Genomic DNA, 23,804 nt, shown 5'->3' on the forward strand with positions numbered 1-23,804 from the left:
CTTATGCTTTATTTACAAACGGGCGGATTTCAATATTATTTTTTACAAGCTCGGCTTTAATGGCTGCCGACATCTCTAGCGCACCGTCGGTGTCGCCATGTAAGCAAATGGTGTCGGCTTGAATTGGGGTAAATACACCATCAATTGACTCAACCCCACCATCTTTAAGCATAGACACCACACGGCTCGCAACAAATGCCGAGTCGTGTAAAACCGCACCTTCGAGACGGCGAGATACCAATGAACCATCGCTGTTATAAGCACGGTCTGCAAAAGCTTCTGACACAACTTTTAAACCAGCCGCACGTGCCTGCTCGACTAAGTTTGACCCAGCCAAAGCCACTAAAACCAGTTCAGGGTTATACATTTTAATAGCATCAATTACTGCTGCTGCTTGAACTTGGTCATGTGCAATAGTGTTATAAAGTGCGCCATGCGGTTTAACATATTGCACTTTTGAGCCTGCTACTTTCGCCAAACCATCGAGTGCAGAAATTTGATAAAGCACATCGGCAATGAGTTCGTCACGCGACAAATCCATATTACGGCGGCCAAAGCCTACAAGGTCTGGATAAGACACGTGAGCGCCAATAGTCACACCCAGCTCAACAGCTTTACGAACCGTTTTTAAAATGCCGAGCGGGTCGCCAGCATGGAAGCCACAAGCAATATTGGCACTGGTCACAACAGGTAAGATCTGATCATCATTACCCATTTTCCATGAGCCAAAGCTTTCACCCAAATCACTATTTAAATCTACAAACATGGCATTATTCCTTTATCACTTCACGCAGTCTGGCTTAAAGCTTGGTCAAATAGTTAAACACTGTCGTAAACGACATATAGCCCATCCACCATGTCAACAGACATGTTAACCCACCCAAAATAAGCAACCATTTTGGATAGTTATAATTACCCATTAAATCTTTACGGCATGCAGCAACATACACAAAAATTGTAAGGCCAATTGGCAACACCAAACCGTTAAAACCACCTACAAAAATGAGTAGACCTGCCGGAGTTGCACCCAATACCACATAGAGCAACAAAGCCAATGCGATAAAGGTAATGGTCGTATAGTTGGTTTGCTTTGGGGTTAAGTTCTTTTTAAACGCAGTAAAGAATGAAACTGAAGTATATGCTGCGCCAATGGTGCTACTAATCCCTGCTGCCCAGAAAATTAAACCAAATAATTTAAAACCGAATGTACCTGCTGCATATTGGAATGCTTGAGCTGCCGGATTGGCATCATGGCTGGCTAAATCAATCGTTGCACCGCTCACCACCACACCTAAAAATGCCAAGAACAACACATAGCGCATGATGCCGACCACAACAATACCCTTGGTCGCAGCTCTAGCAACTTCATCAATATTTTCAGGGCCAACCGCGCCTTTATCGAGTAAACGGTGTGCACCCGCGTAGCAGATATAGCCACCCACTGTACCGCCGACAATGGTAGTAATAATGGCAAAGTCGATTTGATCTGGAGCGAAGGTTTGATGTACAGCTTGCCCAACAGGAGGCATTACAATAACGGCAACAATAATAATCAGTAGGATTTTAAGTAATCCCAACACAATCATGCTTTTATCCATGGCAAGCGTTGCTTTTTTTGATGCAAAAATCAAAATAGCTAACGCACCACTTAAAATACCGCCCCACTTTGTGTCTAGACCAAAAAGTGCATTTAAGCCTAAAGCTGCACCTGCAATATTACCGACACTAAAGAAAAAACCACCCAAGATCACTAAAAATGCCAGCAAATAACCACTACCCGGTAATGCTTTATTGGCAATGTCTGATGCACGCATTTGAGTCAGTGTGACCACTCGCCAAATATTTTGTTGAACCACATAATCAATCAGAATGGAAACTAAAATGGCAAAGCCAAATGCCGCCCCTAACTTGACTGTAAATACAGCAGTTTGGGTTAAAAATCCGGGCCCCATTGCAGAGGTCGCCATCATAAAGATAGAGGCTACAATGGCCCATTGGCGATCTGATAAAAAAGAAGATTTCAGTAAAGACATATTAATGCGTTCCTCATCCATTTGAGCTTAACAACGCTATTTTCAAGTTGAATTAAGAACACCATTTTTGTCCTAAACGATATTCTTTAATCCTTTAAAATGACAAAGATTCCCTGTTCCCCAATCAACACAATCGGTGATCAAATCTTGTAGCTAAAATAAAAACATAGCTCATCCTTACGGACAATAAGGCTTTTTACATTAAGTTAAAAATTTAAATGACTGATTTTAAATAATTTATTCTTTATTAAAAAATCAAGATAAGCTCTACTTATTGAAGTTAATAAGCTGCCTTTATTGTTTTACATACAAAACAGCTTATTTTTTTATTTGCTCATTGAGTCTTTTCATAGCGCATTCAGATACCTTAACTGCAACTTCGGTCAATTTCTCTTTTAAAGCCACATCGTTTCCTTGAATGTAAATCGAGGTGAAATGAAAGGTTTTTAACTGAATAGGCGTATTTAATATTTCTAGTCGCCCATCGGTAATTTCTTTTAACGCCGTTAAGGTCGGCACTACAGCAATACCTAAACCCTGCTCGGCTAAACGCAATAAAGTTGCCAATGAATAACTGGTAATTGAAAGTGGTTCATCAATCCCCTGTTCTTTCATTCGGGCTTTTAATTCTTTATAGGGATAGGTAATTTTTGGATAAGTTAAAATGGTATGTGACATGAGAGTTTTAAAAGACATTTGAGCAACTCCGCCTTTAAATGACGGTGAAGCCAAGAAACTTAGTTCAAAGTCACACAAAGTCTGTTCAATACATTCAAAAGCTAAAGTTGGCCCAAGCAAGAATGCCATGTCTAAGTCGCCTGTCCGAACGCCTTCTTGTAAGTTAGGTGTAAGGTCCACCACAATCTCGACTGAAATTTTTGGGAACTCTTGTTGAACCTTTTCGATATATTCAACCAACCATGTATAAACAATAGTTTCGGAAACTCCTAAACGAATAGTACCCGTCAGGTGCTGATTTTCTGTCAGTTCTGCGACCAGATCTGTTTCTAGGCGCATAAATTTTTCGGCGTACTTAAATAAAGTTAAGCCTTTATGAGTCGGCTTAAACTGTCGATAGTTTCGATCTAAAACTTTAAAACCTAATTCATTTTCAAGAGCTGTGATTTTTTGAGAGACCGCAGGCTGAGTGGTTTGCAATTTAGTCGCCGCTTTATTGAAGCTATTTAAAGTCACAACCCAATAAAATGCTTCCAGATTCTTTAAATTCACGTGTCATCCTGTCTTAATAAACGTCCCTACTTTTATAGTATGGGAGTTGTTAGCGTGATTAGGCTACCCATTTATGCATTTTTATTTGAGTTTGGCCTATTTCACTCTCACAAAAATAATATCCAAATCTTTTTTAGGCACAAACTTGGTTTTGATCATTTGAAATTGAGTTAGGCTAATCTTTTTGACTGGTCCATCCCAACAAAATGACACTAGTTCATCTTTATCTCGCTCAATGGTGAGCTTAAAGTTTTCAATCGGCTTTGCCCAATTTGCACCCGTCGTCAAAATATAGCCCAAAGCACTAAACGGCGAATTTTCTGCACTGGCTTTTTTTAAGCCTTGCTTAAATTGTTTATTCATACAAAATTGCTGGTTATATTCATCTGGATAGAGCGCAACAGAACCACCAACCAACGGTTTATATTCATGGTAAATTTTAGTCAAACTATTGGCTTTAAAGGTTTGTTTCCAACTATAGATCACTTGAGATGACCAAGGAATTACATCATCTTTTTTAAAATTGGCTAAAACTTTCTGTATCTGTGGCTTATTACATTGTTTTAGCTTATCTACATAATATTCATAATCATAGGTATTACGTAGCCACGGGTTTAACATATCTTTTTCACTAAACCCACACTGCTTAAACTCTTCTGTGGTATCAATCAGAGGTGATTTTTCATCTTTTTGAATAAACGTTCGCACATGTATCTCTGGTTTTATATTTTTACCATCCACCACAATCTTAAAACTTTTCAAAAGATGTTCTGTATGGGCAAAATCAGACTCAAAGAAATTATCAATACGCGGTAGCGGAAATAAGATCGTTTCTGTTACGTCCTTATTGCTTAAATTTTTATAGGCGTATTCGACCTTAACCAGTTTTTTACTGATAAATAGATCTTCGCTGTGCATGGCAATCTGCGAATTTTTGAGATATTGAATCCCACCTGTACCTACGTAACCCGTAGAATCATTGGCTAAACCATAGGTTGATAACTGAACCAAAACAGCAAAGGTTATTGCAAACTTTTTCATTTTAAGTGCTCTATATCATTTTCTAATTATGAAATGTCGATCTGCAATAAAGCATAACTGTTTAAGCGTAGATGTTGTTAATCTTTTAGTGATGACTCATATATCTCTATAAACTCTAATTTTTTAGTGAAAACTTAATTTCTGCCTCGTCATCTTTTTAGGCACACTAATTTTCCCAATAAAGTTGGTTAGCCATAAAATGCATTCGTCACGATATTCAAAATGAGGAATTAGACTAAGATCAATTTTTATATCTCTATCGGCTACAGGCAAACTCAGACAATATTCAAAGTCGATAGAATTATATTTTAACTTCAGATCTTTTTCTTCGGCCTGTTTTTTGATTTCCGCCATAATGCGGTTGAGATTAACAATCAAATTATTTGAAAATTGATTATTCTCATAGACACTTTCATAGACGTTCTCAGCAACGTCTATATATTTTATAAGCTCTGCGTTTTCATTCATTTCATTCATGCTCTCTTTTTTTTAAAGATTATGAACAGCTAAATGTTTCATTGCGTTACGTGGCACATTGCTTATGTGAAAAATGTATATTTTTCTTTACCAAAGAATATAACTAAAGTTTTGAAATTTAAAAATAATTAGTTAATCCAAGCACATTTGTATACATTTAACATTTTCTTAAAGATAGCTTTAGGGAAAGTAATAAATCGTGTGATCACTATTTACAGGCAAAAAAAACCGCCCCAGAAGGCGGTCGCTGAGTTAAAACCAGCAGGTATATAGAAGCAAGGTGGACATTCGCTTCTATATTCTTTTACGAAGGAGTTTTATTAGATTTAATAAAATCCTCAGATTTAAAATAATTGATAATCATGTCTGCATGCTCTTCTTTTGGAGCAGTAACAGTCACAGGAAATGACGCATCTTTCGACATCTTAAAACCTGGTGGTAAAAAGTGTGAAATTGGCGGTAATTTAGGTTTTCCACCTTCTGTGATTCGCTCAATAAAACCAGCTAACCATAGAAGATATTCCCCTTCATTTGCGAACTTTGGCATAACACTCAGATCAATTTGAACCTTGCACTCACTTAACGGCTTGGTTAAGTTTTCTTCAAAGTCTATATAGTTGAATTTGAGCTTAAACTCTGTTCCTTTAATAGCTTTTCGAATCTGACTTATTAAACAGTTAAGGTTCTGAGTAATGTCATCAGTGAATAAGCTATCTTTTTTTATATTTTTATAAACCTTTTCGGCTACAGCTAGATACTTTGGCATTAACCTCTCTCCGTACTATTGTTATAAAGTGCTGATCTATGAATGTTTTATGAGTTTGATTATGCTTAAAGACATGTAAGCAAAAGTAATCTTATTGGATTTAATTGTAAGTAGTTATAGCCTTATGTAAAGTGCACCAAAAAAACACCTAAAAAAATTATGGTTTTGATAACTCATCCACAAAATAAACGCTTGAACAGAGATACTTTGAAATATTTTCTTTCATATTGAATTTTATCATTTGGTAAAATTAATATGTTTTCATCTGCTTATCGCGTCGAACTAAACCAAGCACAGCTCTACGTACTCTTATTTCTTCTTCGGAAAAAGGGAGATGGACTGTAAGTTCGTAAATTGAGAGAGAATTATTTTCTATCAAGAAGCAGTCTTGCTCTGTCGTCCAATGAGAAGTGGTTGTGGGAGTTTGTTTAAGATAACGTTTCATATTTCCTAGCAGATCTGTTTACACATATAAAAAGCCTGCCTTTAGGGCAAGCTTAGTTTAAATTTTGTGGTGATCATTATTATAGCAGCCTGTAGATAATATGTTCAGTTAATATTGTAGGTACCCTAACTAAATATTATAAAAAAAGCCCACGCTCTGTGGGCTTCCTCTCGGTTATTTTGCGGCATTCACACCAACAATAAACTGGCTACAATGAGATCCTTCAGAGGCGTTACCTAATTGCTTTTCAGAGAATTTAAATTTAGAAGCAACTGACTCATAATCTTTTTTAAGGCTTTGGCCTGTGAGCTCACCGAACTCTTTCACTTGCTCTGGTTGCAAGAGACCATGTTCAACTGCTTGGTTTACCATTACACATGCTGTGGTCATCGCGTCATAACGTGCGGCAGTTTTAGAGTAACCTAGAGCACCTATTACTCCACCCACAACCAAACCAATAATTACCGCTAAAATTACGTGCATTTTATTCATTTTTTAAATACCTAAAAATCGAACTTAAAAAGGAACACTTTAAGATGTTGTGTTCAAGTTCAATTAGGATAGTCGTATTTACATGATATAAGAAGTTAGAATCTGTCACATTTATTGATGGAAAAAATCAGTCCTTTCTACTTCGCTTTTGTTTTTTAGTCGGTACTTTTATAGGAATAGTCACCTTACCCGTACCTAATCCGCGGAAAAAATAATTAATGATATATAGAAATAAAAGACCAAAATAAAAAATAGGAAATATACTAAATACAGTTATGATGATTTCCCATATCATCACCCCCACTCTGTAATTATAGCCCAATACTATAAGCCCACCTCTACGTCTGGGCCTCTGCTGAGTAATATCATCCTCAATAAAGTGAAAAATTCCGATAATAAAACATAGGGCAAATAAACTTGAGACTAATGTCTTTTTGATTAAAGGTTTCTCTAACCAAGGGTATTTTTTTGAAGATTCAAATTCGGCTTGAAAAAATAATTTGTAAATTTCCTCTTGATAAGATTTATTAACCCCATATTTTTTAATAAAAAAATAGCAGATAACACAACCCACAAAGAACATGACTATGGTTATGTAAAGACTATAAAGAATCGTAAAAAATGGTAATGGCCCTTTTGTACCAACAGTTACATGCATAATTTGAGTAATGTATTGATATAGCTCGTACTGCCATTCATTTTTAGGATAAGCAGGAAATACAAATAAAGGAATAATAAAAAGCATAGAACATAAGGCTATATTTCCTCTGTTTTCTTTACTTTTCCGTGCAAGCTTAGATATAAAGCTTTCTTTAGTGGTCATATTTATATCTTACAATTTGGAATAATGGGTTTAATTCTATAAAGTTCATTAAAACCCTTTTATAATATTCATAACAATTCATTCATTTGAATTAATAACTGCATGTTTTAGATTAAATCAAAAATTAATCCAATTTATAAAAATTTTTCCTCTTTCTAATCGCTCCCTACCCAAACCCCATCAAGAAATACTCAAGCAACCGCTCTCTTTCATCTGGTTTATTTGGGTCTAAAAGTTGAACCATCGCCCCGTCAATTACAAACAAGAACATGTGGGCATCTTGCTTTGTGGCAGTACTTTTCACTGTTAGAAGCAAATTGTAGATTTCATTGATAAACCAGTTTCTATAATCAACTACAAGCTGATATGCCTTTGGATGTGATTTTGAAATTTCAAAAATGGCTTTAAACGGCAAATGATAAAGCCCATCTAAATCGGCATGTAAAAAGTAAATTTTGCGAAGTTTTTCAACCAGTGTTAAATCTTTATCCACGTAAATAATCGAAATGACTGCATGTTTAAGCCCTTCTTTTTGAAAGCTTAAGCTCATTTCAATAAGGCGCTCTTTTGAGTGAAAGTAATTATAAAAAGTCGCTTTGGGCGTTTTTGATGACTCGATAATTCGGTCTATTCCAACATTGTGAAAACCATATTTATTAAAAAGAAATCTTGAGGTGTGAAGCACGCTTAAAGCACGGAATGAAAGATCTGAATGTGGCATAGTTTTTACCGTTATAAAATAAATTCTTGTTGTTTCTAAATGAGATACTTTTTGGGGAGAAAAAAGGCATAGCAAAGCCCGTAAAGACTGTGCTTGGCATATCTCAAGTTTTATTGTTAGTTAAGTTTTAGACGAAGTGATTTAAAGCCTGAAAACCTTACGGCGATCAAACTGCTTTAAAAGTTTAAGTAGTGTCGTTATAGCTTTTGGCGTTGAGAGCCAAGAAATAATGGATGTGCAAAGCCAACTCCTTTTTAATTGGAGTTCTGCCAGACATTAAAATTATGGTGGCAGAACGAAGGGGGTTCGCGGACTGGCCTTAAGACTCCAGCACACCCAAGGGTGTCCCCCTCCGTTCCACCATAGAGGGGGCACGAGGGTGTACACACTAAAAGTATAAAACCTTTAATGCTCCTAAGGGACGGTCCGCGACGACCGACTGGCAATGTAGGCCAGCAGGCAAATGGTAATCTTCAATATCTAAGGTGTCAATGTGAAATTGAATAGAAAATATTTAATTAATTATTGTTTTTCATTTAATTACATATTTAAGGAAAAACTTAAATATAAAATAAAAAAGGTGGAAACTTAACTTCTCCATCCTCTTGTAGCTGACTTGAAATTTTTAGCGACGAACCGTATAAGCTCCTGTTATTAAATTATCTTTTGCCTATTTTTTAAAATGTGGCAATTGTTCCATAAAATCATTTAGTGGCATTGGACAGCCCCATAAGTAACCTTGAAACTCAGTGCAGCCATTATCTTTAAAAGTATTAAATTGTTCAGTCGTTTCAATGCCTTCTACCAACACTCTGAGGTTCAGATCTAGTCCAATTTTGATGATACCTGTGACTAATTTATTACTGCGCTTATCCTCCAAAGCTGCTTGCACAAAGCTACGGTCAATTTTGATTTGCTTAATCGGCATTTTCTGCAAATAGCTTAAAGATGAATAACCTGTACCAAAATCATCAAGAGAAAGTTGAATTCCATTTTTTGATAGGAAATGCATTTTTTCAATCATGCTTACACAATTATTTAAAGCAATATTTTCAGTAATTTCTAAAATGAGCCGAGATGGATTTATGCCGTATTGCAGAACCAAATCAATCAAAGTTTGCTCAAAGGTGGGCTGCATAAAATGATCAGCACTAATATTAATTGAAAGCGTAAGATCTTTGGTCTCGGCTTGTTTACTCCAATCTTGTAAAACTTTGCAGCCCTGAGCTAATACCCACTCCCCAATCTCCGGCATTAATCCATAGTTTTCAGCTGCTGGAATAAAGTCTGGTGTTGGAACATAGCCCAAAACAGGATGACGCCATCTGAGCAGAGCTTCCGCACCAATCAGCCTTTCGGATGAATCTATTTGGGGTTGATAGAAAAGCTCAAATTGTTCCTTCGCAAGCGCTAAACGTAGGTCTTGCACCATGGAGCTTTCGGTTTGTATCTCTAATTGCATGGTATAGATTGAAATACAAATCATGAGTGTCGCCACACAAGTTGCAATCCATCCCCCATGGTCACGAATATCTTCAGATAGCGGTATAGCACTCTCAAGATTAAAAGAGCTTCCACTAAAAAATATAAAACATCCGACCGACAATAAGATTAAAACGATTTGTAAAAAGCTTGGATTTCTACGGTAATTTAAATACCCCAATATCGCGCCAGCGGGTAAAAATAAATGAGCTACCTGCGGACGGTCATTGGTTGCCACATCAAAAAATAAGCAAAAAATGACTGGAAAAACGAGTAAAACAACTTGAGATAAAAGAATGCCCGCTGAAATGCGATTTATATAAATAAGAAAAAGGCTAAATATGGAGATCAATGTAAAAAAGATATCCATATAAACAATTAACCACATTTGTGCGAATGCAAAATATATGGTCCAAAATAAACAAAAAATGATGCAAATAAAGATATTTGCTTTGGCTGCGATTGTAAGCTGCTGGTCCTTTACGGCGCGGTAGTTTTTCTGACGTTTTTTAAAGTAAGACGAAGCTAACATACATAAATCAACCTAAAATATAAAAAAGCACTCTCTTTGTCAGTCATGCTCTATTTCAAAATCCACCAATAAAACTTAGTTTTCTATAAAGTTATTATTTATCTAATATTTTTGAGTTTAAAAACCGCCTACTCTTCACAATAAAATCCATTTATTTAAGAGGTTTAATGAAAAGATATCCGCTTTTCAGGGTTCCTATAATTTTAAAGTATCAGTCTCTAACGATACATGCTTCGGCCTAACAGGTACAAGTCTTAAATACTCACAGTTTTACTCGCTTCAAAGAGACCATGACCCACCTAAAGTGGAATATTTTCAACTCAGCTCAGGCTATAATATTAGACCTGCTCTAATATTTTATTTCTCCAATGAAGAATGCTTTTTCTAACAGCAAACAAATTAGACAAGTTTCTAGCTTCTCTGAACTTGTAAATACAAAGTTCCAAGGAGAGACAAATGCGATTTGCTGGCATAGAAATTTGATGGGCGACTTCAAGGAAGTTGTGAATAAACTTAAGTTAAAAGAAAATATTACAGAAGTTTCTGTTGATGACCTTTTAGCGCTACAACTTTCAGAAAAAGGCAATGTAGCCAGAGAAACTATTTTACAAGATATCAAGCAGTTAACTGAATTTGGTGCCTCACCTGTACTTAATTTGCTTAAACACTATGAACGCGATGAAGAGCTAGATTTTATTTCAACAGATGTATATTCATTTCATGTTGATCGCTCCCCAATTGAAACCGATACATTCTTATGTACCTATCACGGCGCTGCGAGTGATATTGTGCCCAATGATCAGGTTCAACAAAAAGTTTTAATTCCAGAAATTAGAGAAAAGCTTAAAGCATTACATGACGGACCAGATGCTGAGTTTGAAGCTTTTTTGGCAGAATATTTCTTTGATTTACATTATCAGCCTAAACCAAATGCACAGCCTGTAAACTTAGGTACGGGACATATTTGGCGTTTGGCAGTAGATCATCCTACTCAAAAGGTTTTGCCATGTGTTCATCGGGCACCTGTTGAAAAAGATGGCGAGTACCGATTGCTGTTGATTTGCTAAATATGTTCTCTCTATCTAATACAAGAAACCTCTCCCTTTAAAATTTAGATGTTATACCACTTAATAACTGAGAGCTTATTAATGATTTCTACAGCAAATTTAAAATATCTAACAAATTAAATTAGAATAATTTTAATCACATATAAAAAATTAGGGCTATATTACATAAAATAATTTAGCCCTGCGCTAAAGTTTTGATTTCTTATTATTTAGATCAATTCATCTAACTTTTCCAACATAGTCCCAAATTTATTAAACGCAGCAAATGCGCCGTCTACTACCAAATGTTGTTGATCCAGACTTAAGTTAAGTTGGTTTAATTGATTTATAAAATTTTTCCAATATTTAAGTCTACCTTCAGGATGCTCTGCCAAGTTTCTTGCACCAAAATGCTCTGATAGATAATAGCTCTCTTTAGCACTTTTTAACAAAATCGCTGCGCCTAAAGTAAACTCTTCAGAAACATATAGCCAGCCTAAAGCTTCATATATATTTAAAGTTTTCATATCCTTTAACACATCATTTTCTGCCACGATGCCAAGGTCTTCCATATCTTTTTTTATGGCATTCAACCTTTCAGCACATTTAATACCAGAAATTAAATGAGCAATACTATGTACATTAAAAATCTCTGTAACATAAACATGGAAATAATATTGAGCTAATGTGAAGTTTTTATACCGACCTATATTATTAAAAAGGTCTAAACTGATCATTAAATTTCTTAATCTTTCATGCTCACTTGTAGTTTGTCTTTTTATTTTACAATGTAAAGTAGGTCTTACAAAGGTATTCATATAGCCGCCCAAAAATCAAAAGCAAAAATCATAATTAAAAAAAACCAGACATAATACATAGTCAATTAAATAGATATACCTCATAATTCCATGAGGTATATCTAAAATCAAAAAATTAAATTTAATTATTTAAATTAAAAATAATTTTAAGATACAACTAAATTAGAAAGTATGTTTTACACCCACACTTAAAGTGTAGTGTTTGTTTGAGATACCACCTGTAGCACCACTATATCCCTGCTCACCATCAACATCTTGCCATGTCTGAGCTTTTGCAAGCTTATATTCATTCCAATTAAATTCGGTGAATAACTTAGTTCCCGGAATTACATTATATCCAACATTAACTGTTGCCCCATAATAATCAGAACGTTTTGCATTATTTGTAGAAACAAATGAGCGCTCATAATGATTATCAAAATCTTTGGCTTTTGCCCAAGGACTATATTTTACTAAACCATTTAATTCAAAGTTCTTGTAAATATATTGTGCTGCCAAGCCAAAATATGGAACACTAAATTTTTGTTGGTACCCAATAAGCATGTATCCTGGTTCAAATTCACCTTCATTACTTTGCGCACTGTCAGGAATATAATTACCCTCTTCATCTTTACTAGAATAGTGATAAGTTCCTCCACTTGCGTTCCAGCTAAATCGGCTCTCTTGGTATCCCACTAAACCACTTACCTTTAAAGAGGGTTGATTAAAAATCAATCCTTGAAAGTTAAGGTCAAATTCATTTGCATGATTAAGTTTTGTATTAGGGTGATGAGACCAATCTGTGACTAAATTTGAGTCTTCCTCATCTAGCCAATCATAATCATCCATTGTGGTTTTGTTACTTGAAACTGTAGTCCAACCTTTCGCGTTAAATGCTAACCACGGTAAAAATTGCCAAGATAAATCTGCTTTTACAATAGGCGCATTTTTCATTTCCCAGTCTAACTGAGACACTTTTTCAGTATCGGCCAATACTAACTCGCGTGCTTTACCGCCATTTAAAATACCTGATGACAAAGATGCAGATACATTAGAAGGAGTAAAATGAGTCCATTGACTATCTGTATTTGCTTGAACGGAGCAAGAGGCCAAAGTGGCAAAAATTAAAGAATACTTTTTCAATTTTAAATTCCCAAAATAAGAGATGAAAGAAATACCAAAGCTGATTTTTGTGAAACCTATCACAAAAAATATAATAATAAAAATCAATTAATCTCTATGATTTAAATAAATAATAATGATAAGGCCTTAATTAACTCACTTTTTTTTCTAGTATTTCATATAAGATATTGAAAAAAATAAAGTTACAAAAACTATCATTTTATTACATTCCCTACATTTTCTATACAACAATAAAAAGGGAATAAGATAGACAAGAAAACACTTTTTATAGGCTCAAAATAAGCAAATTATCTAGCTCAATAGCCTCTTTTAAATTTTAAACGTGAATATGTCTACCCGCTTACTTATATATACATATGTTTCTTATACTTTTCTTTTTCTATTAAAAATAAAAACAATAACTTAAAAGACTTAAATAGTTAATTTAAAAAGTTATTAGAATTATATTTTTATCAAACTTCTATTACTCAATTAATTATTATAAGTTTATACGACGTAAAATCATTAAACACCAAACTAAAACAAAACACTTAACCTATTGACATATTAAATAAATGAATAAATAAAAATATTAAAACAAAAAAGAAAATAAAATTATTTAAAATCAATATGTTAATCAAAAAAGAAAAATAATATATTTTTAAATAATTATAAAGAAACTTCACAAATAGGGCTTTGGAGTGATTGCTATCCTACATAGAGAAAAATATAGGTTTATGCACTTTATGACAATGAAATATATTTTTGTAGGAAATCCTACCTCTGGTGGTGGACAAGTAATTTCAGGAAATAATCTGCCTTTAAGTAAGGGAGTGGCTATTGCTTGTGTAGGAGACAAAGCTATCTGCCCTAAACATAACACTGTTTCAAAAATTATTACGGGCGATCCTAATCATAAAATAATGGGCAAACCTGTAGCCAGAATAAATGATTTACTATCCTGCGGTTGTAAATTATTGCCTCAATCAAGCTCAACAATTGAAGATGATATTGAAAATTACGGTATTAAGTTTCGACTCATCAATGAAATTTCGGAAAATCCTTTATCGAACCAATATTATAAATTAGAAATTTGTGGGGGAAATGCTTTTGAAGGTTTAACAGATGAGTATGGCAATACATGCCTATTAGAGTCAGGAAAAGAAGTTAAACATATCATTCTTACTACTTACGACTTATCTAAACCAATGGAAAGCTGGGATTAACATATGAATAATAAATTAGAGAATATACAACCCAATATCGCTTGGAATTTACCCATATGGGATATCTCCCCTAGAGAACAAAAGATTTATAAAACTACTGAACTATTATGTGGAACTCATACAAATCTTCAAAAATATTATACGGCACGTCCTTATAATTTTTTAATGAATACCCAACAATGGGCTTCTATCGAAAATACGATTGAATTATTAATGGCAATACGTTTTGGTATGGAATGGGACACATACAAAATATCTGATACGCTCTTTAAAGACCCAGACTTTCACCAGAAAATGTATAATAAATTTCATGACTATGTACTTAAGCACTCACAAAAAGAGGTTGATGAAATTATTAGAGAATTTGAACATACAGCTTTTAGAGTTAGGTTTTTATCTACTTTTTCTATCGACAGTCTCATTAATTTAAAAGATTTCGCCCAATTAAGTTATATTAATTTTTTACCAAAAAACTTACATGAGTTAAAATATAATCATATGAAATTAGATAGAAATAAAGCCTATAAAGATTTACTAGCCTTAAAAAACAATGCAGGCCCTTTATATATTAACGAAAAAATGTTTAAAGAAGTTTTTAATTTATAATCTCTTAAATTTACAAGTGTATGTCAATCCAATTTGTTTGACATACACACTTTAATAAAATGCTTAATCTCAAATTTTATTATAAAATTTTCATTTTCATCATATTAATTTTCTATTTATTGGACATAAGCCCACTATAATCATAAACCCCTAACCGAAAGTTAAATTTTGCTTGCTCTTTGCCTTCATCTTCTTTACAACACTCTATTGCTTCTTTTAATATTTTTTTTGACATATCCTCCCACAACTCCAAACTTAGATATTTTAATCTATTAATAGAGTCGAGAGTTATCTCATCTGCAATTATTGCCTGTTCAAGGTATTTATCATCATTTTCTATTAGATTATGAATCCCTGCTGATAAATGTGAACATACATTTTCTATAAAAATTTTTTTCGCTTCGCTCAATTTAGCCGAAGGAGAAAAACAGTCCTTTAGCAAAGTCACAGTTTTATCACTTACTTCAATTAGTCCAATACGCTTTAACTCTAACAGTATAGATTTCGGATGTTTTTCAGTAGAAATATTTTTAACTAGCCACTCAAAACTATTTTCCTCGCCATATATTAAAATTTTATGAGGCAAATCTAAACTTATCCACAAACCTATTACTCGGGCAGGCACACTAATTGGTAAACTTACATTATTAACTTCTATTAGCTCATGACTCCCATTGTTTACTTGTCGAAGCTCACTTACCTCTCTTCTACTTAAACCCGCCAGCAAACTAATTGATGAGTCTGTTTTTTTCTGATTAATTCTTTCTAACTCATAAATAGCTTCATTATAAAATAATGGTCTTAAAGCAGCTGAAAACTCACTATATCCAATTCCCGATCTAACCAATAGAGGCATAAGTACACGCATGATTTCTAAAGCACTCTCTAAAGTGACTTCTGACTCATGAGATAAAGTTGGCAGTGACAAGTTTAGATCCTCTTAATCCCTAATGAATCTTTCAAGATAATTTATCCATCCAAATTTAACATAAGAAAGCAAAAGCATAGTTAAGATATATAAATTAACTTTATTACTTTAAACACTATATATTATAAAACCATTCTTATGTTTTTTTACCATTCGTTATAATTTATAACACAAAAAAATTATAAGCTATTGTTTTAATAAAAATAAAAAAAATCTAATTTTAATTAAAACCCTACTTTCACTGTCATCTTACTATAAGCCCCCTAAAAGCAAGTTCGGCTGATTGAGTAAATCGCCATATCTATACAGGGCAACTTGCTATTAGGTAATTGTAGGCCTAAAGATTGAATTAATATTTCTCTATGTGTCTTTAAACGAAATTTCTTTTATAAAGAGAAAAGTAAAACTAAAAAAGCTCATATAAATATATGAGCTTTGAAAAAACACTATTCATTAGTCTTTTATATATTAATTTTTAAGTGGTCTTAATTCTTTACGTAAAATTTTACCTGAAGCCGACTTTGGAATAACTTCAATAAAATCAATCCTTCTAACTTTTTTATGAGGAGCTACCCGCTCACTCACCCACTCCATTAATTGTGATTCACTTAAATGGGTATTCGGCTGCAAAACTACAAATGCATAAGGAATTTCTCCCGCATCTTTATCAGGATGTCCCACCACCGCCACATCAGCAATAGCCGGATGTTGAAGTATAAGAGCTTCTAGCTCTGCTGGTGCTACCTGATATCCCTTATATTTAATAAGCTCTTTAAGACGATCAACAATATAGACCTCTTGATATGGACCAACTTCCGCAATATCACCAGTTCGCAACCATCCATCTGAAGTAATCGTAGAGAGCGTCGCGGCCTCATTCCCAAGATAACCAAGCATCAAATTTGGTCCACGAATCCATAACTCGCCAGAACGTGTACGACCACCCGGCACTTCAGGAATATCTTCACCAGTCTCGACATCTACAAGTTTGAACTCCATATTAGGAACTATCAGACCTACCGAACCTTTCGAGATTTTATTATTTCCAATTGGAGTAGCATGGGAGACGGCACTAAGTTCAGTCATGCCATATCCCTGAGCAATATCAACAGCAAAACGTGCTTGTAATTCGTTGCTTAATTTTTCATCTAGTGGTGCAGCAGCTGTAAGAATTAAACGAAGTGAAGATAAATCATAATTATCAACAATCTGATTTTTTGCTAAAGACACAGCAATGGGAGGGGCTATATAAAGATAAGTCACCTTTTGTTTTTGAATAAGGCTTAAAAAGTCTGCAAAAACCATTTTTGCAAGCGTAACAAGGGTTCCACGTTTGCGTAAGGTTAAATTCATAATTATATTCATTCCATATATATGGAAGAATGGTAAAACAGCCATCACTTTATCGTTATTATTGACATCTAGTACCGATGATGCTTGAGTTACATTTACCATTAGATTTTTATGGCTTAGCATTACTCCTTTGGGAACGCCAGTCGTGCCAGATGAATACGGTAAAACAGCAATATCATTTGTTGGATCAATTTCAATTGCTGGAGGAGTTAGGTTCTCTGCAAGCATATCTGTTAAAGATATATAACCATCTGCACTATCCAATAAAATAATATCATTTTTAGTGAACCCTACTTCATTAGCAGCGGCTTCTGCATGCGGTAATATTTCTTTTACTGTCACATAAGCCTTAGCTCTAGAATCATTAAGCTGTTTTACAATCTCTCGAGAGGTATATAAGACATTTAGTGTAGTAACAACAGCCCCAAGTCTAAGAATTCCAAAGAATGCTATGATATATAAAGGAATATTGGGTGCTTGTATTGCAACAGTATCCCCTTGTCTAATTCCTCTCGCCCATAAAGCACCAGCAAAAGCATCTATCTGAGCCCTTAACTCTCCGTAAGTAAACTTGGACACCCCATCTGTAACAGCTACTAGGTCAAGTTCCTCAGGCAGTAGTGTTCCAAATATTTCTGTATAAAGGTCACGTGTTGGAATCTCAACAGAAGGATAAACACTTGAATAAATCATAATTTGTACTCAGTCATTTCTTTTAATTAAGAATAATCAATATGGCCCCACCAAGAAGCCCCACAACCCTTTGTATTTATCTATTTATTTCACCGCATAAATAGATTTAAATTTATTAATAAAAGTCAAAAAATCTAATTCTATTTTACTTAAATTCAGTTAATCCTCTTATAAGAATTAACTCATCTTCATAAAGTTTAGCCAAAAGTTTGATGAGCTCTTCAATAGTATAAACACCGTAGAGACTATACTCCTGCCTTCTAATATTACTCTTTATATATTTCAATTGATTTTCATAACTATTAAATTTATTGTTAATACATAAGTAAAATTTATATCCTTCCAAGAGCCCTCCTATATTTATTTTTTTATAGCTAGATTCATTGAAATATTTAACTCTTAAATTACTCATCTACGTATTTCCTGCTAATAAAAAATTACAATAAAATTTTGGTTAGTCATTTTATTTCAGATATTTTCTCAAGACTTTTTCTATATCTTCACTCTTTAAGCCGGAAATTTTTTTTCTTAATAAATAAAGTTCATAATCTGTCCACCCCTGCTGTTTAGCTGCACAAAAAAAAATAGAAAGCATAACGAATGGATGTTCATTACGTTTAATAAAGGTTTTAACAAATTTATTAGTAATCATAGAACCAAAATAACTTACCAGATGTAAAACTGAGTTGCACAATAAAAAACGGATTAAACAAAGTAAAATCAATAACTTAATAAATTAAATTTCAGATAACTTGATGAGCTAAAAGTTATTATACACAAAAATGTGCAGATTGCACATTTTTCATAAAACAGAGACTTGATAGCAGAATAATTCTGCTATCAAGTTCACATGGTTAATTTCTTATTTTATGGTTATAGTAGGATAAGTAATTGTAAATTTACATCTATTATTATTTTTTTCAAATATATTAATTAAAGGCTTTTTATAACTTATGGCTTGAGGATATAAATCTAATAAAATATCATTATTATCCTGATTATAGCGATTTACTTCCTTATCCACTTTAAAGTTATTTAAAGCTTCATCTTCTTCATTATCAGACTGAACTTCAGCATATATAATTTTATCGCGAACAGCCTTACATTTAAATTCTTTATTTAAAATTTTACTATTTAAAACCACATAATAATCAGGACTATAATTAAAGTTCCACTCTTGATTAATAAATTTACTGTACTCCAATTCATATTTTATTTTATACAGCTTACATTCCCCAGGTTGATATTCTTGAATTAACTTATTCTGTGGCTGTTCAACTATAGTTTCATCATTATTTTTAAAAATAAATTTTTCAGGCAAATCACTATTATCGGCAACAAAAAATCTTGTATTATTTTTTACTAAAATATCTACATCAACTATTTTCTTAGGATGACTATCTAAACTTTTCTCGGAAGAAAACCTGATTACCCGCTCTATACCGCCACAATTATCATAATAATTGTTATCAAAACTTCCAAATGGAAGAGTCCATTTGAAATTACCTTCCCCTTCAACAGGAAGAGCAGGTTCTTTTAAACCACCTTTCCCTCCACCCGTACCCTGAATAGATACCCCACCGCCCCACAAGCTTCCATTTCCTTGTTCACCACATCCTGAAATAATAAATCCAAGACCTAATAATAAAGGAAGATGTCTAAAAATCATAAAATACTCAATTTAAAAAAACTGAACAAATTCTAACATTTTTTTATTTTTATATAATTCACGTTACAAAAAAAATAATCACACCTTCTTTAGATTTTAATCTTTAAATTCTATTTAATATACTTTTGAAAACCAAAATATTTTAAAACTTCATTAAACTTCTGACTATCTAGAAAAAAATATATCCTACTACTATTACATATTACTTTTACTTGCTTTTTATAATACTGCTATAAATAGTTACCCCACCTTTAATTAATAACAAAGATTATAAAGATTAACCTTATATTTTACAATCATATAAAAATCAAACCTCTACTCTTTCACCCCATCTCACCTTAAATACCACTTCATTTCTATCTTTCAATAAGCCATTAAAAAATAAGTATATTCAATTATTCTTAAAAATGATTTTACAGTTTGTTATCATGGTTAACTTTTGTAAAAAATCTACATTTATTAATATAACTACCACACTACATATAAATATTTATTTATTTTCATCTTTATGATGCGGCTTTATTTTTTATTAGCTTATGAAAATTAATAAAAAATAAATCTTTTATGAAGTAATAGCCTTTAAAACATCTATGGAAAATTAAATGAATAGTAAGTTTGAAAACCTCCTAAATAAATTTAAGGGTGACGGTCCTTATCTATTTATTGACAATCAACCCATGATTGATGCCGCTTCCGGTACATTTAATCTACCTTTAGGCTATACACATCCTCGTTTAAGCAACAAGCTCAAGCAACAAATTGATCGTTGTGCACATTTAAGTTCTGCTTATACGAATGAGATGTCGCAAGAAATTTTGAAAAAATTAACGCCTTATTTACCTTCAGAAATTAATCGAATCTGGCTGCGTGATGTTTCTGGTTCTGGTGCAGTGGAATGTGCAATTCGAATGGCACAAAAATTTACTGGCCGTTCAGGTGTTATCACTCTCTATATGGCACATCACGGTCAATCGCTTGCTACAGCACAAATTTCAGGTAATGCATTTAGAATTAAAGATTTCCAAGTTGTAATTCCTGATTCTTTAAAAATACCATTACCCTCTACTGTAGAAAATCAAAGTGACATTCATAATCTTGATGAATATATAGACTTAGACCATTTGATTGAATTTGGTTCAAATAAAAATATAGCCTGTTTAATTATTGAACCAATTTTAGGAAATGGCGGAAATATTGTTATCCCGCAAAAATTTTATAGTTATCTCCGTGAGTTCTGTGATCGCCACAATATTGTGCTAGTTGCCGACGAAGTACAAACTGGTTTTGGAAGAACAGGAACATTTTTCGCCTCAAACGGTTATGCAAAGTGTTTAAACCCAGACATTATTGTCTTTGCTAAAGGTGCTGGTGGTATTGGTATTCCTGTAGGTGGTGTACTCATGAAAGAAAAAATGGATGTCTTAGAAGCTTTTGAACACTCAAGTACTTCTGGCGCGAACCCCCTTTCTTTAGTGGCCTTAGATGAAACTATTTCAATTATTGAAGATGAAAAAATCTTAGAAAACGTACAAAAAAATGAGCTCTATTTAAAAGAGGGTTTATTAAGACTACAAGAAAAATATCTAGAAATAACGAACGTTCGGGGGTTGGGTTATATGTATGGTTTTGACACCCCTTCTCCAGAGTTTGCAGCTCAATGCATTAAGACAGCTTCGAGTTTAGGTCTCATTATTCGTGGTGCTCGTTATGGAAAAAGTTCTGCTCTAAAAGTACGCCCGCCTTTAATTTGTGAACGAGCCCACCTAGATGAAATATTAAATAAGCTTGATCAAACCTTCAACATTTTAACCCAAGTACAATACGAGGCAGCCGTATAATGAAAGCATTAAAATATTTAGACCAATGGAAAGTCAACTTAACTGAAACTAAAGAATTGCATTGTATTGAGGCTGACGATGTTATTGTAAATATTCAAGTTTGTGGTATTTGCGGCACAGATGTTGGAATTATTACGGGCGATTATCCAGTAGCACATCCGGGTGTTACTCTTGGGCATGAAACAGCGGGAGCTGTAACGCAAGTAGGCAATGACGTAAGAGATTTTAAAGTGGGCGATCGTGTTGTGATTAACCCAACATACTCTTGCCAAAAATGTAGAATGTGCCAAATCGGAAATTTTAATCACTGTGAAACGAAAGTAGGCACAGAGGCTGGCGTTTCTTATGATGGTGCTTTTGCAGAACAGTACCGCGCAAAAGAAAAATTTCTAATTAAAATTGATGATCACGTTTCTTTTGCTGCTGCATCATTAACCGAGCCATTAAGTTGTACGATCACAGGTGTAGATAAACTATCAATTACCCACACCAATATTCGTGCTGCCGTAATTGGTGCAGGACCGATGGGGATGCTCTACTTATGGGTATTACATCATAGAGGTGTGAATGCATTTATGGTCGAAAAAAATCAATATCGTTATGATTTTGCTCGCAGAAATCTTCCTGCAGCAGCTTCAATTTATCAAGATTTTGAAGAGGCTATGCAAGCAGAATATCCAGAACAAGACGCTTATATCGACTTAGTAGTTGATACGACTGGCTATTTGACAGAAGTTGTTTGTGAGCATCTTGCACCGGGTGGAAAATTACTCAATATTGCCCTCAAAGATAAAAAAGCAACTATCGATGTTTTAAAAATTGCAGATAAAAGTTTATCTATTATGGGTTCAATTGACTCGCTAAATAATAGCTTTGAACGCGCATATGCAATGATTCGTGATGGTCATATACCAGCAGAACGTTTAATTAGCCATGAATTTCCAATTTCGGAGTATGAAAAAGCATTTCAAATTGTAGGGTGTGATATTAATCAACAAAAGCTCATCCCACCTCAAAATCCTAATTGCAAAGTTTTACTTCGTATTGCAGAGGTTGGGTAAATTATATTATGACTCAGCTGACTATTATTTTTGATATTGATGGAGTAATTGTAGATAGTGAACAACTCCATTTTGATGCACTTTTAAAAGCGGTTCCTGAACAGGCTAAAAATTTTAACGCTGAACAACTCATAGGTCTGAGCTTAGAAGCAACTTTAGATACTTTAGGGATTCCAAAACATAGACATCTCGATCTAACAGCTCAACTTACTGATATATATAATAGTATGTTACATACTAAATATTTAAGATCAGGTATCCAAGACTTCATCACAAGTTTAGAAAAGAAGCAGATCCCATTTGGCTTTGTATCTACAGCCCCTCGGGATGTCTGTTTATCAAATCTTGGTTTATTAGATTTACGAGGAGAAATACAGCTCATTTCTGGAACCGATATTGCACGTACAAAACCTTATCCAGATCCATATCTTGAGATGCTAAATATTTTAGAGGCAGATCCTAAACAAACAATAGTGATTGAAGACACTGATTTAGGAATTACCGCTGCACATCAGGCAGAGATTAAATATATTTATGGTTGGCCACATGCTTTGTCTAAACAACAAAACTATCTGCAAGCTACCGAAGTAATTCAATCTTTAGATCAGATTAATATCATTAATTTGCTCGAGAGTTTTTAACTTCAACTCTTCCACATATAGTGTTTAAAAAATAATTTGTAGATAAAAGAGAGTTCTGTACTCTCTTTTATCATCACAATACATGTTTGCTAGTCAGGCAATATTGATATTAATTTACTTTTAATATTCACCAAAGTGTACAGCCTATATTTTGCAAAATATTGATTAAATTATGATTTTTTAGCACTACTAAAGCCTTTTAAAAAGGCGCTACAATTAACCGTTTCCAAATCATTATTTAAATTTTGTGAAGGAATAAAAAACTTACTCGCTATAGCTGGATAGCCAGTTTTTAAGTGCCTCCCCGTGATCCAACCCAACTCTTTGACCTGCTCTAGATCCATCATTTCATACTTCACGGCTTTGTTGACTATTACACATGCAGTAATAGCCACATCATCTTGATGGGTGATCGTTTTTGCATATACAAAAGAACCGACTGGGCAACCAATAACCAAACCTAAAACTAAAGACAAAAAAATATGTTTTTTAGTCAAAATAACTTTCCATAATAAATCGAAGCATAAAATTAAGTTCGCTAATATATAACTTCAAAAAATAATTAAAATTTTAGTTTTGTTCACCTTTTTTATAAGTCGTTGTATTTTTAAGTAATTACCCCTTGTCTCGTATAACATGGTCCTTTATAACCAGATAAGTTTTTTGTATATTTTACAAGCAAAAAAACACCTGTATTGGCAGGTATTTTAAAGGTAAAAGAAATACTCAATCAAAATAGTCTTTTCTATTTAGGGTGTAAACCTCTTAGAAAACAATAGACT

At 33.6% G+C, this 23,804-nt stretch carries 24 protein-coding genes; 6 read left to right on the plus strand and 18 right to left on the minus strand.

Going from position 1 to position 23,804, the window contains the following annotated elements:
- Position 1: 1 nt before the first annotated feature.
- The 11 genes from F931_RS11340 to dos all read right to left on the minus strand — a co-directional run bounded on the left by F931_RS11340 (position 2) and on the right by dos (position 10,042).
- Positions 2–766 carry a LamB/YcsF family protein gene (locus tag F931_RS11340; protein WP_016141499.1) on the minus strand — a complete coding sequence of 255 codons (765 nt, stop codon included), beginning with the start codon at positions 764–766 and terminating at the stop codon, positions 2–4.
- Positions 767–800: 34 nt separating this feature from the next.
- Positions 801–2,054, minus strand: a complete 1,254-nt coding sequence (ycsG, locus tag F931_RS11345; protein WP_080649484.1) for an NRAMP family divalent metal transporter — start codon at positions 2,052–2,054, stop codon at positions 801–803.
- 297 nt (positions 2,055–2,351) lie between these two features.
- Positions 2,352–3,263 carry a LysR family transcriptional regulator MumR gene (gene mumR, locus F931_RS11350; protein ID WP_016141501.1) on the minus strand — a complete coding sequence of 304 codons (912 nt, stop codon included), beginning with the start codon at positions 3,261–3,263 and terminating at the stop codon, positions 2,352–2,354.
- A 96-nt stretch (positions 3,264–3,359) separates the two neighbouring features.
- Complete coding sequence (locus tag F931_RS11355; RefSeq protein ID WP_016141502.1) at positions 3,360–4,304, minus strand: DUF4424 family protein; 945 nt, start codon at positions 4,302–4,304, stop codon at positions 3,360–3,362.
- Between the two features lie 123 nt (positions 4,305–4,427).
- A complete protein-coding gene (locus F931_RS11360; RefSeq protein ID WP_016141503.1) occupies positions 4,428–4,772 on the minus strand; it encodes a hypothetical protein in 345 nt (114 codons plus the stop codon).
- Between the two features lie 313 nt (positions 4,773–5,085).
- Positions 5,086–5,547 (minus strand): hypothetical protein, encoded by a 462-nt coding sequence (locus tag F931_RS11365; protein ID WP_016141504.1) that lies wholly within the window; start codon positions 5,545–5,547, stop codon positions 5,086–5,088.
- 250 nt (positions 5,548–5,797) lie between these two features.
- Positions 5,798–5,992: a hypothetical protein gene (locus F931_RS22035; RefSeq protein ID WP_079284409.1), complete on the minus strand. Its 195-nt coding sequence runs from the start codon at positions 5,990–5,992 to the stop codon at positions 5,798–5,800.
- Positions 5,993–6,166: 174 nt separating this feature from the next.
- Positions 6,167–6,484: a hypothetical protein gene (locus F931_RS11370; RefSeq protein WP_016141505.1), complete on the minus strand. Its 318-nt coding sequence runs from the start codon at positions 6,482–6,484 to the stop codon at positions 6,167–6,169.
- A 127-nt stretch (positions 6,485–6,611) separates the two neighbouring features.
- On the minus strand, positions 6,612–7,307 hold the full coding sequence (locus F931_RS11375; protein ID WP_016141506.1) for a hypothetical protein: 696 nt from the start codon (positions 7,305–7,307) through the stop codon (positions 6,612–6,614).
- Positions 7,308–7,473: 166 nt separating this feature from the next.
- Positions 7,474–8,028, minus strand: a complete 555-nt coding sequence (locus F931_RS11380; protein ID WP_016141507.1) for a TetR/AcrR family transcriptional regulator — start codon at positions 8,026–8,028, stop codon at positions 7,474–7,476.
- A gap of 670 nt (positions 8,029–8,698) precedes the next feature.
- Positions 8,699–10,042 carry an EAL domain-containing protein gene (dos, locus tag F931_RS11385; protein ID WP_016141508.1) on the minus strand — a complete coding sequence of 448 codons (1,344 nt, stop codon included), beginning with the start codon at positions 10,040–10,042 and terminating at the stop codon, positions 8,699–8,701.
- Positions 10,043–10,410: 368 nt separating this feature from the next.
- Between dos and F931_RS11390 the strand changes: the two genes are divergently transcribed.
- Positions 10,411–11,109 (plus strand): DUF1826 domain-containing protein, encoded by a 699-nt coding sequence (locus F931_RS11390; protein ID WP_016141509.1) that lies wholly within the window; start codon positions 10,411–10,413, stop codon positions 11,107–11,109.
- A 209-nt stretch (positions 11,110–11,318) separates the two neighbouring features.
- Here F931_RS11390 and F931_RS11395 read toward each other — a convergent pair whose 3' ends face one another.
- Together F931_RS11395 and F931_RS0103790 are read right to left on the minus strand one after the other, a co-directional pair.
- Positions 11,319–11,906, minus strand: a complete 588-nt coding sequence (locus F931_RS11395) for a biliverdin-producing heme oxygenase (RefSeq protein WP_016141510.1) — start codon at positions 11,904–11,906, stop codon at positions 11,319–11,321.
- A gap of 162 nt (positions 11,907–12,068) precedes the next feature.
- The gene (locus F931_RS0103790) at positions 12,069–13,115 is read right to left on the minus strand and encodes an omptin family outer membrane protease (RefSeq protein WP_016141511.1); all 1,047 of its coding nucleotides are present in this window, start codon (positions 13,113–13,115) and stop codon (positions 12,069–12,071) included.
- Positions 13,116–13,753: 638 nt separating this feature from the next.
- On the opposite strand from F931_RS0103790, the gene F931_RS11400 reads away from it, so the two are divergent.
- Positions 13,754–14,233 carry a PAAR domain-containing protein gene (locus F931_RS11400; RefSeq protein ID WP_016141512.1) on the plus strand — a complete coding sequence of 160 codons (480 nt, stop codon included), beginning with the start codon at positions 13,754–13,756 and terminating at the stop codon, positions 14,231–14,233.
- Between the two features lie 3 nt (positions 14,234–14,236).
- A complete protein-coding gene (locus tag F931_RS11405; RefSeq protein WP_016141513.1) occupies positions 14,237–14,839 on the plus strand; it encodes a hypothetical protein in 603 nt (200 codons plus the stop codon).
- Between the two features lie 112 nt (positions 14,840–14,951).
- Here F931_RS11405 and F931_RS11410 read toward each other — a convergent pair whose 3' ends face one another.
- From F931_RS11410 to F931_RS11425, 4 genes are all read right to left on the minus strand, one after another.
- A complete protein-coding gene (locus F931_RS11410) occupies positions 14,952–15,767 on the minus strand; it encodes a DUF6502 family protein (RefSeq protein WP_016141514.1) in 816 nt (271 codons plus the stop codon).
- Between the two features lie 468 nt (positions 15,768–16,235).
- Entirely contained in the window at positions 16,236–17,813 is a 1,578-nt protein-coding gene (locus F931_RS11415; protein WP_016141515.1) for an AMP-binding protein, read from the minus strand.
- Positions 17,814–17,958: 145 nt separating this feature from the next.
- Entirely contained in the window at positions 17,959–18,225 is a 267-nt protein-coding gene (locus tag F931_RS11420; protein ID WP_016141516.1) for a hypothetical protein, read from the minus strand.
- 450 nt (positions 18,226–18,675) lie between these two features.
- Entirely contained in the window at positions 18,676–19,482 is an 807-nt protein-coding gene (locus F931_RS11425) for a hypothetical protein (protein ID WP_016141517.1), read from the minus strand.
- Between the two features lie 602 nt (positions 19,483–20,084).
- Here F931_RS11425 and F931_RS11430 point away from each other — a divergent pair.
- The 3 genes from F931_RS11430 to F931_RS11440 are packed head-to-tail and all read left to right on the plus strand — an operon-like array spanning position 20,085 to position 23,022.
- Positions 20,085–21,320, plus strand: coding sequence for a class-III pyridoxal-phosphate-dependent aminotransferase (locus tag F931_RS11430; RefSeq protein ID WP_016141518.1), 1,236 nt, complete (start codon positions 20,085–20,087; stop codon positions 21,318–21,320).
- Positions 21,320–22,381, plus strand: a complete 1,062-nt coding sequence (locus F931_RS11435) for a zinc-dependent alcohol dehydrogenase (protein ID WP_016141519.1) — start codon at positions 21,320–21,322, stop codon at positions 22,379–22,381. Before F931_RS11430 ends, F931_RS11435 begins: the two co-directional genes overlap by 1 nt.
- 8 nt (positions 22,382–22,389) lie before the next feature.
- The gene (locus F931_RS11440; protein ID WP_016141520.1) at positions 22,390–23,022 is read left to right on the plus strand and encodes an HAD family hydrolase; all 633 of its coding nucleotides are present in this window, start codon (positions 22,390–22,392) and stop codon (positions 23,020–23,022) included.
- Positions 23,023–23,192: 170 nt separating this feature from the next.
- On the opposite strand, the gene F931_RS11445 is transcribed toward F931_RS11440, so the two are convergent.
- Entirely contained in the window at positions 23,193–23,519 is a 327-nt protein-coding gene (locus F931_RS11445; RefSeq protein WP_016141521.1) for a hypothetical protein, read from the minus strand.
- Between the last annotated feature and the right edge of the window lie 285 nt (positions 23,520–23,804).

The sequence above is a fragment of the Acinetobacter pittii ANC 4050 genome (assembly GCF_000399685.1).
Taxonomy (GTDB): domain Bacteria; phylum Pseudomonadota; class Gammaproteobacteria; order Pseudomonadales; family Moraxellaceae; genus Acinetobacter; species Acinetobacter pittii_E.